The following is a 12,619-nucleotide window of genomic DNA, read 5'->3' on the forward strand; positions in this document are numbered from 1 at the left end:
CAAAGATTTCCAGCACATATTCATGCTGTCACCTCGCATGGTTTTGAATTGAAGGTTTTTCTTTTTATCTTGGCTTACGGTATTGAAAAAACAATGTTATAGGTCACAACTTGGGTTATCAACAGGATAAATGCCGCAATGCACTTTAAACACCTGTTCAGCAGATATGCCCACGGTGCGGAAACCACGTTGACAAGCTATATCGTAGGCAACTTTTGGAATGCCAACATTGGTTAAGCCGCTGACTATCTCGATATGTTGCGCTTGCTGTGTTCCTTGACAGAATGCTGTCAAATGCCAAATTGAGCAATTGTTCAGCATGAACAAAATCAATGCGGTTGGAGCTGTATCCAACCACACCGATTTTTAAACTCTCCGGCATCACTCAAAATAGTTGTACGCCTTGTATCCCTTCTGCCGCACCACCTGATCCCGCTCCGCCAGCTTCAGGTCTTCGACGATCATCTCGCGCACCAGCTCTTCAAAGCTAATTTTCGGCTCCCAGCCCAACTTCTCCTTGGCCTTGGAGGGATCACCGAGCAGCGTTTCGACCTCGGTCGGGCGGAAATAGCGGGGATCAACCCGGACTATGGTCTTGCCGCTCTTGCGTTCGATGCCGATTTCGTCCAACCCGCTGCCCTGCCAGATGATATTCATGCCAAGCTCTTCGGCGGCGATGGCCACAAATTCCCGCACCGAATGCTGCGTGCCGGTGGCGATGACGAAATCCTCTGGCTGCTCCTGCTGAAGCATCAGCCACTGCATCCGCACATAGTCCTTGGCGTGGCCCCAGTCGCGCAGCGCATTGAGATTGCCGAGAAAAAACGCGTCCTGCAAGCCCAGCTTGATCCGCGCCAAAGCTCTGGTGATCTTGCGAGTGACAAAGGTCTCGCCCCGCACCGGCGACTCGTGGTTGAAGAGAATGCCGTTGCAGCAGTACATCTTGTAGGCTTCACGGTAATTCACCGTGATCCAGTACGAATAGAGCTTGGCCACCGCATAGGGCGAGCGGGGATAAAACGGCGTGGTCTCACGCTGGGGAATCTCCTGCACTTTGCCGAACAGCTCCGAGGTCGAGGCCTGATAGAAGCGTGTTTTTCCTTCCAAACCAAGGATGCGGATAGCCTCCAAAAGGCGCAGCGTGCCGAGCGCGTCGCTGTTGGCGGTGTATTCCGGGGTCTCGAAGGACACCGCCACATGGCTCTGCGCGGCCAGATTGTAAATCTCGTCCGGCTCAACTTCCTGCACAATTCTGATCAGATTGGTGGCATCGGTCAGGTCACCGTGATGGAGCTTGAAACGGACATCCTCCTCGTGCGGGTCTTGGTAGAGATGATCCACCCGGTCGGTGTTAAAAAGCGAGGCACGACGCTTGATGCCATGCACCATGTAGCCTTTTTCAAGCAGCAGTTCGGCTAAATACGCGCCGTCCTGCCCAGTGATGCCGGTGATCAGAGCTGTTTTCATTGTTTTCGGAGAAAATCGTCAAAATAAGCGATGGTCGGAACTAATCCTTCGCGCAGGGAAATCTTCGGCTCCCAGCCGAGCTTTGCCTTGGCCAAGGTGATGTCTGGGCACCTCTGCTTGGGATCATCCTGCGGCAGCGGCTTGAAGATCAGCTCAGATTTGGAGCCGGTCAGTTCCAGCACGTTTTCAGCCAATTGCAGGATGGTGAATTCGCCCGGATTGCCGGTGTTGACCGGGCCGGTGAAATCGTCCTCAGTGGCCATCAGACGGATAAAGGCTTCAATCAGATCATCGACATAGCAGAAGGAGCGGGTCTGCGAGCCGTCGCCGTAGATGGTGATCGGCTCGCCGAGCAGGGCCTGAACAATGAAGTTGGAGACCACCCGCCCGTCGTTGGGGTGCATACGTGGCCCGTAGGTGTTGAATATCCGAGCCACTTTAATTCGTAAATTGTGCTGGCGGCGGTAGTCGAAAAACAAGGTCTCGGCGCAGCGCTTGCCCTCGTCGTAGCAGGAGCGAATACCGTTTGGGTTGACATGGCCCCAGTAAGATTCCGGTTGCGGATGAATCTGCGGATCGCCATACACTTCAGAGGTGGAGGCTTGGAAAATCTTCGCCTTCACCCGTTTGGCCAAGCCGAGCATGTTGATCGCCCCGTGCACCGAAGTTTTGGTGGTCTGCACCGGGTCAAACTGATAATGAATGGGTGAGGCCGGACAGGCGAGGTTATATATCTCATCCACCTCAATATAGAGAGGAAATGTCACATCGTGGCGGAGCAGCTCGAAATAGGGATTGTCCACAAGGTGAACAATATTCTGTTTGGCTCCGGTGAAGTAATTGTCCACGCAAATCACCTCGTTGCCTTCGACCAGCAAGCGTTCGCAGAGGTGAGAGCCGAGAAATCCTGCTCCGCCGGTGACTAATATCCGTTTTTTCCGCTGCACAGATTGCATAACATGTCCGATTAAAGCCGATGCGAGATGGATGGAAGAAACAAAAAAAGGAATGGCTTGGTGCGCCCGGCAGGAATTGAACCTGCGGCACCCAGATTAGGAATCTGGTGCTCTATCCAACTGAGCTACGGGCGCGGCAGTGACAGCACTGCGGCAATTCTACTGAAACCGGGTGGCAAAAGCAACAAAGTTTTTCCGCGTCAGGCGGCGGAAAAAACTGTCCCGTGGGCGCAGTCTTCCGGCATCTGCGCAGCCGGACTGTGGCCGGGCTGGACGATGCAGTTGCGCCCGATCTTCATGCCTTCCGGGATGCGCGCCTCTTTGCCGACCAAGGTGATGCCGCTGTAGAGATGCGTCGGAAAGTCCTTGTTGACGATCTTTTTCGCCTCGGCATCGCCGCAGCCGACGATTGCGCCGCAGCCGACGTGAATTCGCTTGTCCGCCACCACCAAATCAACTTCGGCCCCAGCTTCTATCACGGAATCCTCGAAAATCACGGAATCGCGGACCACCGCGCCTTTTCGCACGATAACGCCAGGCGAGAGGACGGAGTTGATCACCGTGCCTTCGACCACGCAGCCCGCACTGATTATTGAAGAACGCGCCGTGCAGCCAGCGGTGAAGCGGGCCGGAGCGCGGTCCATCATCCGCCGCTTGGTCTCGATGTTCGGCCTGATGCCCCAAGCCTCCGGTGAGATGCCGGAATCCGGGCGGATGATGTCCATGTTCGCGTCCCAATAGGCCTGAATGGTGCCGACATCGCGCCAGTAGCCGTAGAAGGGATAGGCGAAAACCTGCCGCTCCTCAATCGCCTTGGGAATGATGTGCATTCCGAAATCAATCTCGCTGCGGTCGCGAGCGAGCATGGTCAGCAGGTATTCGGTGTCAAAGACATAAATGCCCATTGAGGCCAGATTGGTACGGGCGACCTTGGGCTTTTCCTCCCAGTCCACAATCCGGTTGTCCTCGTCCACAATCCCGGCCCCGAACTGGTGAATCTCGCTCATCGGCACGACCATCATGCCGATGGTGATGCCCGCCTTCTTTGCCCGGTGGCTGGCGATCATGTCATTGAGATCCATCCGGTAAATATGGTCGCCGGAAAGAATCACCACCTGCTCGGAGGGATTGGCCTTGATGAAGTCAATGTTCTGCCGGATCGCGTCTGCCGTGCCCTTGTACCAGTCGGAATCCTTTTCACCCGTGCGCGGCGGCAGGATTTCCACGCCCCGGCTGCGGCCTGTGAAGTCCCACGCCTGACCGCTGCCGATGTGCCGCATCATGGAAAGCGGCTTGTACTGGGTGAGCACGCCGACCCGGCTCAGACCGGCGTTCATCACATTGGACAGGGAAAAATCAATAATCCGGTAGATGCCGCCAAAAGGCACCGCTGGTTTGGCCCGGTGGCCAACCAGTATATTCAGGCGGCTGCCAATGCCGCCAGCCAGCAGCAGCACCAGCGCGTCGTTCACGTCTCTCATCGCAGCTCCTCCAAATCAGCCAAGCCCTGCTGCGGCCATTTGTCCGCGTCCATTTCCGGCGCGACTGAGCAGCCGCCGCCGATCACCATGCCGTCGGGCACCTGATTGTTCCAGCCGATCACTGTCACCCGCCCTCCAGCCGCGCCTGCCCGCGCGCCGCAGCCGAAGCTGGTGTTGACATCGCTGATCACCCGCTCCAGTTTGCAGCCTTCTTTCACCACATTGTTGAACAAGAGGATGGAGTTGCTGACCTCCGCGCCTTTCTCCACCCGCACGCCTGGAAAGAGGATCGAATTCCGCACAGTGCCCTCGACAATGCAGCCGTTGTAGGCCATGGAGTTGTCAAGAACGCCGTCCGGCCCGACCTTGAGCGGCTGGCAGTCGCGGATGCCGCGATGCTCCAAGTTCGTGCGCAGGCCCCATTGCTCCATGTCAATTAGCGGTTTTTCGCCAAGCAGGTCCATTGAGGTCTGCCAGTATTCATCCACCGTGCGGGTGTAGCCCCAGTAGCCGTTGAATTTGTAGCCGAAAACCTTCAGACCCAGCCGCATCATCAGCGGGATGATGTCGCGGCCAAACTCATACGATTCAGCAGCCTGATTCTCCTTCAGCACATCGCAAAGCACCTTGGGCTTGAAGCAAAGCACGGTAAGCGAAGCCCAGTCGCCTTTGGGTTCCGTCGGCTTTTCTTCATAAGAAAGCAGCCGCCCGCCTTCAGCGCAGTCATCTGCAATCTCCGCCACGCCAAAGCGTTTGGCCGCGTTTTTCTTTTCCACCTTGATGAATGCGGCGGTCAAATCGGCATCCTGCTCATGATGAAAACGGATTAGCTGCCGGTAATCCATTGAATAAATATGATCACCAGAGAGGATAAGAATTTCTCCCGGCTTGTTGTAGCGGACAAAATCAAGGTTCTGATAGACCGCGTCCGCCGAGCCGCGATACCAGTGCGGATTGTAGTAATCTTTGAAGGGCGGCAGGATGAAGATGCCTCGGTTTCTGCCGATCATGTCCCAGGCCGCGCCGGTGCCGATGTGGTTGATCAGCGAGTAGGAGCGGTATTGGCTGAGAATGGCGATACGCTCAATGCCGGAGCGCATCAGGTTGCTCAGTGGGAAGTCGATCACCCTGGCGAAACCGCCGAAAGGGACAGCGGATTTGGGACGGTAATGGGTGAGCGCACCCAGCTCGTCAACGCGGCCTCCGGCCAAAATCATCGCCAACGTGGAAGGCATTGCCATATCAGACTCTCGTGCAGTTCGGACGTTCAGAGTGTTGCCTGCGGCAAATGGCGGCAGCCCGCAGGAAAGCTGTCTTTTCCGCGACCGAATTATACTGCGGCGGCAGGCAAAGAACAAAGGAAAAGCCAGTGCAGGACGGATTATAAATGACGGGTGGCGATTTTCATCAGCGTGGCGGTGGTGAAGTCCTGGCCTTCACGCCGGGGCGGCAGATTCTTCAACGGCAGCTCGGCCCGCGCCGCCTCGCGGTGGCCACCGGCGGAGCCGTATTCGCCGAAGGTTTTTTGGGCAAATTTGCCCGCGTGCTTGCGGTAGCCGTCGCAGCGGAGAATCACAACCAGCTTGTCGTTGCAGATGCCGGAGACGAAAACCCAGTCGAATCCCTCAACATGGTTGAGGAAGTCGGCAATAATCACCAGCACGTCCGGGGTGCTGACCTTGCCGATGTGCGCATAGGCCCGCCCTTTGCTGGCCTTGACCTCTTTCAGGGCAGTCTTGAAATATTTCAGCTCGGAGCGGCGCAGTTCAGTCAGCTCAAACTTGCGCACCAAGTTGCGGTTGGCAAGGTTGAAGACATAGCGAAAAGAGATGCCGTCAGCTAATTGCAGATTTTTTTTCTCGAAATTCTGGGTGTCAACCTTTATGCCGTAATAGAGGGCGGTGGCCAAGGAAACGGACGGAGTTATGCTAGCAGCACGCAGGTATTCAATCATCATTGAGGCCACCGCGCCGTAATCCGGGCGGATGTCAATGAATTTCACATTCGCGTCCCAGCCGTTGGTGATTGGATGATGATCAAGCACTGCGTCAAACTGTATTTTCTCAAAGCAGGGCTGGTGCGTCGGCTGGGAATCTAAAAGAATTTTTTTGGAATAATCGTTGATCTGAAGGGTGTGCAGCCGATCGATAGGGATTTTCAGCCGCTCGATCATGGTCAGGTTGTTCAGCCGCCGGATTTCGTTTGGGTAGCCGATGGTGACGCTGCCGACCCGGTAGCTGAGAAGCCGCTTCACCGCCAAAGCGCAGGCGAGCGAGTCCGGGTCCGCGACAATGACAATCAGCACCTGATCGGTGCGGCTGAAAAGCTGGTAGAAGGCATTCAGGCGGGCGAGAGCCGAACAACGGCTTTTATCGCTGCGGTTGACGACACCTCCGATCTTCTCCAGTCGAATCTGCTTCAAGAAGGCACCTGCGGCGTTTTTTCATAACAAGGCAACCCCAGCGCATAAAAAATTTCTGCGGTTTCCCAGTAAGTTTTTATCATAGCACAGTGTGGTGGAAAAGTGCAAGCAGGCTTTCGTTCAACAAAATTTTCCAGAATAACTGAACTCCATAGACCTCTTGCAGAACTGCCTCTGAGCTGAATAGATGTAAACTGTTGCCTGCGTCAAGCGACATCTGCGCATCATGGAGCAGATGATGATCATGGGAGACTTTCCGTTTGCGGCGAGCCGGGCCTTAAACGCCTTGCCCTAGTTGGGGGATTTTCGGCTTTCTGCGGACGCTGCTGCCGGACTCATGCGCTCCAGCGCAGCGCATGACAACTGATCGGAGTTCCGTAGTTTCCGGCGACAGGTTCTGCCTTATCTGGACAGTTATGATAAACAGGGCGGCAGGAAAAACGAACGAAGGAGAGGCGTGAGGCGATTTAAAGAAAGGAAGGAACAACAGGAAAAATCATAAAGAGCATTGCTTCAAAAAGGTTAAAGGAAGCCGCCGCTGCGGCAGCTTCCTTTGCTTGCAATTACAGCCCGGTTTCCTCCATCTGCTTGCGCACCGCCTCGACCGATTCGCCGAGGGCCTGCTTTTCCTCGCCGGTTAGCTGAAATTCGAGGATGCGCTCCACGCCCTTTGCGCCCAAGACTACCGGCACGCCGAGGAAGCAGCCGGAGATATTGAATTCACCCTCCAGCCATGCCGCGCAAGGCATGACGCGGCGCGTGTCGCAGAGCACCGCCTCCGCCATTTCCACTGCCGCGAGGCCCGGAGTGCAGAACGCGCTGCCTGTTTTCAAATGATTGACGATTTCACCGCCGCCGTGCTGCGTCCGATGCACGATCTCGGCTATCTGCTCCGCAGGCAGGAGGTCGCTGACCGGCACGCCGGCCACGTTCGCCAGCCGCACGAGGGGGAGCATCTTGTCGCCGTGGATGCCCATGACCATCGCGCTGACATCGGACGGCGCAACGCCGAGGGCGTTGGCCAAAAACGTGCGGTAGCGGGCTGAATCGAGCACGCCCGCCATGCCGATGATGCGATGTTTCGGCAGGCCGGATGCCTTGAACGCCGTATAGACCATCGCGTCTATCGGATTGGTGACGACGATCATAAAGCAATTGGGCGAATAACGCACCGCCTGCTCGGCGCAGCCCTTGACGATGGCCACGTTTTTGGCTAAAAGATCGTCGCGGGACATGCCCGGCTTGCGCGCAAGGCCAGCGGTGATGATCACCACGTCCGAGTTGGCCGAATCAGCGTAGTCGTTGCTGCCAATGACCGTGCCCGCGAAGCCGTCGAGCGGCCCGGCCTGCCATAAATCCAGCGCCTTGCCCTGCGGAATGCCTTCCGCGACATCCAGAAGGACGATGTTGCCCAGTTTTCTCGCCAAAGCCCAGTGCGCGGCAGCCGCGCCGACATTGCCAGAGCCGATAATGGTTATTTTTTTGTTCATTTTATAAATTGCACAGTAGCAGATAGAAAAAGCCGCCTGATCTTTTTGACAAAAGACCGGCGGCGGAACGAACACGTTTGCGGGCAGCAACCTGAAGCCCGGTGCGGCAGTTACTCCAAGACGAAGTCGGAGCGGCGGTTCATCTCGTAATCAGCCTCCTCCGTGCCAGGGAAGAGCGGACGCTCTTCGCCAAAGGACATGGTCCTGATTCGATTGGCTTCCACACCGAGATTGATCAGATATTTTTTCGCGCTGGTAGCCCGACGCTCGCCGAGAGCAAGGTTGTATTCCTTGGTGCCGCGCTCGTCGCAGTTGCCTTCCACCACCACTTTGGCCTTGCCGTGTTTCTTCAGATACTGAGCATTTGCCTCCATTTTCGGTGCCTGCTCCTTGCGCACCGCAGACTGATCAAAATCGTAGTAAATGGATTTCATCTGGGGCGACGAACGGCCATTCTTGCGCTTGTAATCGGCAGACTGCTCTCCGCCGGAAAAGCCTGCGGCCTTGCCGCCATTGTCCGCTAAAGGCTCCACAGCGGGGGCAGCATTCGGAGAATTCTGAATGTCGGCTACGGCTCCGCCAGGGGTGGCGGAAGGCAGGCCGTCCAAGGCGGGAGAATACTCATTGTTGCCTGCTGCGGCAGGTGCGGCGGTGTCGTCAGCAGCTGCGCCTGCATCGGCATCGTAGAAGGTGCTGCCGTCAGCCTTGGCAGATTTTTGCTGATTGTACGGCTCAACCTGCTTGGAGCCGCAGCCGGTCAGCGAAAAAGCGCAGACCATGCAGGCGCAGAGCAGAACTCTGGTCATGAAGGTGCTCATCATTAAAACCTCTTTGATTTTAATATGTTGAAAAAAATAAGAAAACAACGGACGGGCCTGTCAGTACAAAAATTTACATGATACTTTTTTCGCCTGCCAGCGTCAAGGAAAAATATGAATTTTTCCGTCTGAGAAACGAGTTGCAGCGCAGCCCTGCTCCTGATTCCCAAGGATAAGGCTGGCAGCGCGTGGCCCTGCTGAAAAAATTATTGAATTCAGCAGGAAAAACAATATAATGCCGTAGTATGCTTTTCGGCCCGGCTTTTCTTCGTTGAATCAAATCACCACGCTGCAATGAATAGACACCTCCACATCAAGACCTTCGGCTGCCAGATGAACGAACGCGACTCCGAGATCATGGAGCAGCTACTGGCGCAGCACGGCTACCTTGCAGGCGCGGACGCGGAGCAGGCCGACCTGATCATCCTCAACACCTGCTCGATCCGGGCCAAAGCGGAGCAGAAGTTCTTCAGCCTGCTCGGCTCGCTGCGGCAGGAGAAGCGGCGGCGGCCCAGCCTGCGCATCGCTGTGGCTGGCTGTGTCGCCCAACAGGAAGGCGAGCGCATCTTCGAGCGGATGCCGCACGTGGACATCGTCATCGGCACGCAGCAGATATGGCGGCTGCCGGAACTCCTGCAACGCCTTGAGCGCGGCGAGAGCAAGCGCGAGACTGCCTGCGGTCTGGACAAGGCTTTCGTCATTCCGCCCTTCCAGAAGCTGCTGCGCAACACCCCTGCCCTGCCCGAATTCCGCAAATTCGTCACCATCATGCAGGGCTGCGACAACTACTGCGCCTATTGCGTCGTGCCGACCACGCGGGGCCGCGAGATCAGCCGCCCGGTCGCGGACATCCTGGAGGAGGTGGAGCTGCTCGTCAGCCGAGGCGTGCGAGAGATTACTCTGCTGGGCCAGAACGTCAACTCCTACGGCACGACCAACGCGGTGGCGGAGCGGCCTGTCAGCTTCGCCGAGCTGCTGCGGCAGACAGCGGCGGCATCCGGCCTGCGGCGGCTGCGCTTCACGACCTCCAACCCGCAGGATTTGTCAACGGAATTGATGCGCTGCTTCCACGAACTGCCTAACCTCTGCCCGCATTTTCATCTGCCGGTGCAGGCTGGCTCCAACGCCGTGCTGCAGCGGATGCACCGCAAATACACCCGCGAGCTGTACTTGGACAAGGTGGCCGAGCTGCGCTCCTTTTGCCCGGACATCGCCCTGAGCACGGATGTGATCGTCGGCTTTCCCGGTGAGACCGAGGCAGATTTCGAGCAGACCATGAGCCTGTTGGAGACGGTGCGCTTCCACGGCTCGTTTTCGTTCAAATACTCTGACCGACCCAATACTCGTTCCGCTGCCTTTCCCGACAAGGTGGATGAACAGGTCAAGAGCGAACGGCTGGAACGCTTTCAGGCGCGGCAGGACGAAATCAGCTTGGAGCGCAACCGGGAATTCATAGGCAGAAGCATCGAGGTGATGGTGGAAGGGCGCGGCGAATCAGGTATTCAGGGTCGCACCGGCAGCAATCACATTGTGCATTTCACCGGGCCGGATGCCCTCCAGCCTGGTGATATAGTCATGGTCACGATAAATCATGCGGGCCAGCATTCGCTGAAAGGGGAGATGGCGGCGCGTGAAAACTAATTACCTTCTCATTGATTACGAAAATGTGCAGGTGCAGTCTATTGCGCTGCTTAAAGGCGGAGAATTTCAGGTGCAGGTTTTTCTCGGCCCAAACAACACCAAGCTGCCGGTGGAGTTAGTGACAGCCATGCAGGCATTAGGCAGCCGGGCTGAATACATCGTGCTGGAAACTTCCGGCAGCAACGCGCTGGATTTCCACATTGCCTATTACCTCGGCGTGCTGGCAGCGGCTGATCCGGCTGGATATTTCCACATCATATCCAAAGACACGGGCTTTGATCCGCTTATTCAGCATTTGCGCAAGCGGAAGATATTTGCGGCGCGTTCAGTTTCGATAGAGGAAATGCCATATTTCAAGCCTGTCGCTACTGCAACTCCTCTACAGACAGAAAGCAAGGTTATATTGACTCCAGATTTAACTGAAGAGCTGCTCAAATTGGTGATGAATGATTTAATCAACCGGAAGGATAAAAAACCACGCTCTCCTAAAACGTTACGCAACACTATCCATGCCAGATGCGGCAAAGACATTTCTGATACTGTGATTGATGCAGTGTGGAATGCCTTGGTGAAGCATGGATATGTCAAGATCAACGGCGAAGCAGTCACCTACGCCTTGCCTGCGTCCAGTTCATAATTGTCAATTCTATCATGGGTCATGCTAGCTTCGTTAGCTCTCAAGTGTTGTTGCTGACAGGCTTTGATCGTCTCAAGCAACATATTGATTTTAATCAATTAAGCAGAAAATCATCGAAAATTGGATAATTCAGCGTAACAACAGCTTCCTTGCCAAAATTCCCTTAGAGGTGTATACTCGCCGTAATCACTGATTGAACGCTGCCTGAAGGCAATTGAACCTTTCCACCGCGCCCCGGCATGTCAACCGCCGCCTGTCCCCTTGTCGCTCTGATTGGCCGCCCGAACGTGGGCAAATCCACGCTCTTCAACCGCATGACCCGCAGCCGGGACGCGATTGTTGATCCCACGCCCGGCGTGACCCGCGACCGCCACTACGGCCAGGCAAGCTGGGAGGAACGCGCCTTCATGCTGGTGGACACTGGCGGCATAGAGGACGACGACAGCGACAACTTCAGCGGCCACATCCGCCAGCAGGCCATGCAGGCGATGGACGAGGCGGACATCATCATTCTGCTGCTGGATGGCCGCCAAGGCGTGATGCCCGGCGACCACGAGCTGGTTGAGCTGCTCCGGCGCACCGAAAAAACGGTCTTCTTCGCGGTCAACAAGATTGACTCGCCAAACATCGAGAACGAGCTGCTGGCACCGTTCTGGGAATTGGGCGTGGAGCAGCTTTGGGCTTTGTCCGCTGACCACAGCTACGGCTTCAACACCCTGATGGACGCTCTGGCCGAAAATCTGGGGCAGACTGAAGCCCCGCCGCCCTTGCCGGAGAACACCATCCGTTTAGCCTTCCTTGGCCGCCCGAACGTGGGCAAGTCCTCGATGATCAATGCGATCACGGGGCAGGAGCGGATGATCGTCTCCGAAGTGGCTGGCACCACCCGCGACGCGGTGGACACCATGCTGACTGCGGACAAGCACAACTACCTGCTCATTGACACCGCCGGCATCCGGCGCAAGGGCAAGACACAGGACAAGCTGGAGAAGTTCTCCATCCTCAAGGCCCTGAAGTCCCTCAGCCGCTGCGACATCGCCGCAGTGCTGATTGATGCCGAGGAAGGCATCACCGAGCAGGACACCAAGGTCATTGGCTACACCCAGGAGCAGGGCCGCGCTCTCATGCTCCTCATCAACAAATGGGACTTGATCGAAGGCGACAAGAAGCGGCAGGAGCAGCTGCTGGAAGCAGTGGAGGAGGCAGTCAAATTCATTCCCTTTGCCCCGGTCTTCAGGGTTTCCGCCAAGACCGGCGCAGGCATCAAGCGGCTCTTCCCGGAACTCGGCAAGATGCACCGCCAGTTCCATCAACGCTTTTCCACCGCCGCCCTCAACCGCCTTTTGGAAGATGCCAAGGCCCAGCATGAGCCGCCGATGTATCAGGGCCGCAGGCTGAAGCTCTACTACACTGCCCAGATCAGCACTGCGCCGCCGACCTTTGCGGTCATCTCCAATTACCCCAAAGGCATTCACTTCTCCTATCAGCGCTATCTCGCCAACCGCTTCCGCGAAGGGCTGGGTCTTGACCGCGTGCCGCTGCGGCTCTTCTTCCGCGAGCGCAGCGGCAGGGATAAATAAAACGTTACAATAGACACTATATCGATTTTTTCAAGCAATCGGCATTGACTTTTTGCCAAGGTCTGAATCTTAATCTGAAATTGTGCAGTGCGCAAGCAATCTCCATGACTGTGTCAGCAAACCAGCG

At 56.3% G+C, this 12,619-nt stretch carries 10 protein-coding genes and 1 tRNA gene; 3 read left to right on the forward strand and 8 right to left on the reverse strand.

What is annotated here, in order from left to right; all coding sequences use genetic code 11:
- Positions 1 to 381: 381 nt before the first annotated feature.
- The 8 genes from gmd to pal all read right to left on the reverse strand — a co-directional run bounded on the left by gmd (position 382) and on the right by pal (position 8,622).
- Entirely contained in the window at positions 382 to 1,467 is a 1,086-nt protein-coding gene (gene gmd / locus ACNKH6_RS04110; RefSeq protein WP_417914278.1) for a GDP-mannose 4,6-dehydratase, read from the reverse strand.
- On the reverse strand, positions 1,464 to 2,414 hold the full coding sequence (locus tag ACNKH6_RS04115; protein ID WP_417914287.1) for a UDP-glucuronic acid decarboxylase family protein: 951 nt from the start codon (positions 2,412 to 2,414) through the stop codon (positions 1,464 to 1,466). Before ACNKH6_RS04115 ends, gmd begins: the two co-directional genes overlap by 4 nt.
- 67 nt (positions 2,415 to 2,481) lie before the next feature.
- Positions 2,482 to 2,558, reverse strand: a tRNA-Arg gene (locus tag ACNKH6_RS04120).
- 65 nt (positions 2,559 to 2,623) lie between these two features.
- Positions 2,624 to 3,904 carry a glucose-1-phosphate adenylyltransferase family protein gene (locus ACNKH6_RS04125; protein ID WP_417914279.1) on the reverse strand — a complete coding sequence of 427 codons (1,281 nt, stop codon included), beginning with the start codon at positions 3,902 to 3,904 and terminating at the stop codon, positions 2,624 to 2,626.
- Entirely contained in the window at positions 3,901 to 5,145 is a 1,245-nt protein-coding gene (locus ACNKH6_RS04130; protein WP_417914280.1) for a glucose-1-phosphate adenylyltransferase family protein, read from the reverse strand. The genes ACNKH6_RS04125 and ACNKH6_RS04130 overlap by 4 nt, the downstream gene beginning before the upstream one ends.
- A 140-nt stretch (positions 5,146 to 5,285) precedes the next feature.
- Positions 5,286 to 6,326 carry a DHH family phosphoesterase gene (locus ACNKH6_RS04135; RefSeq protein WP_417914281.1) on the reverse strand — a complete coding sequence of 347 codons (1,041 nt, stop codon included), beginning with the start codon at positions 6,324 to 6,326 and terminating at the stop codon, positions 5,286 to 5,288.
- Positions 6,327 to 6,889: 563 nt separating this feature from the next.
- A complete protein-coding gene (mdh, locus tag ACNKH6_RS04140; RefSeq protein WP_417914282.1) occupies positions 6,890 to 7,816 on the reverse strand; it encodes a malate dehydrogenase in 927 nt (308 codons plus the stop codon).
- Between the two features lie 110 nt (positions 7,817 to 7,926).
- Complete coding sequence (gene pal, locus ACNKH6_RS04145) at positions 7,927 to 8,622, reverse strand: peptidoglycan-associated lipoprotein Pal (RefSeq protein ID WP_417914283.1); 696 nt, start codon at positions 8,620 to 8,622, stop codon at positions 7,927 to 7,929.
- Positions 8,623 to 8,928: 306 nt separating this feature from the next.
- Between pal and miaB the strand changes: the two genes are divergently transcribed.
- From miaB to der, 3 genes are all read left to right on the forward strand, one after another.
- Positions 8,929 to 10,275, forward strand: coding sequence for a tRNA (N6-isopentenyl adenosine(37)-C2)-methylthiotransferase MiaB (miaB, locus tag ACNKH6_RS04150; RefSeq protein WP_417914284.1), 1,347 nt, complete (start codon positions 8,929 to 8,931; stop codon positions 10,273 to 10,275).
- Positions 10,265 to 10,912, forward strand: a complete 648-nt coding sequence (locus tag ACNKH6_RS04155) for a PIN domain-containing protein (RefSeq protein ID WP_417914285.1) — start codon at positions 10,265 to 10,267, stop codon at positions 10,910 to 10,912. The genes miaB and ACNKH6_RS04155 overlap by 11 nt, the downstream gene beginning before the upstream one ends.
- A 239-nt stretch (positions 10,913 to 11,151) precedes the next feature.
- Positions 11,152 to 12,492 carry a ribosome biogenesis GTPase Der gene (der, locus tag ACNKH6_RS04160; RefSeq protein WP_417914286.1) on the forward strand — a complete coding sequence of 447 codons (1,341 nt, stop codon included), beginning with the start codon at positions 11,152 to 11,154 and terminating at the stop codon, positions 12,490 to 12,492.
- The last annotated feature ends 127 nt before the right edge of the window (positions 12,493 to 12,619 follow it).

Origin of the sequence: Candidatus Electronema sp. JM (genome assembly GCF_048287415.1) — a bacterium.
Taxonomy (GTDB): Bacteria; Desulfobacterota; Desulfobulbia; order Desulfobulbales; family Desulfobulbaceae; genus Electronema.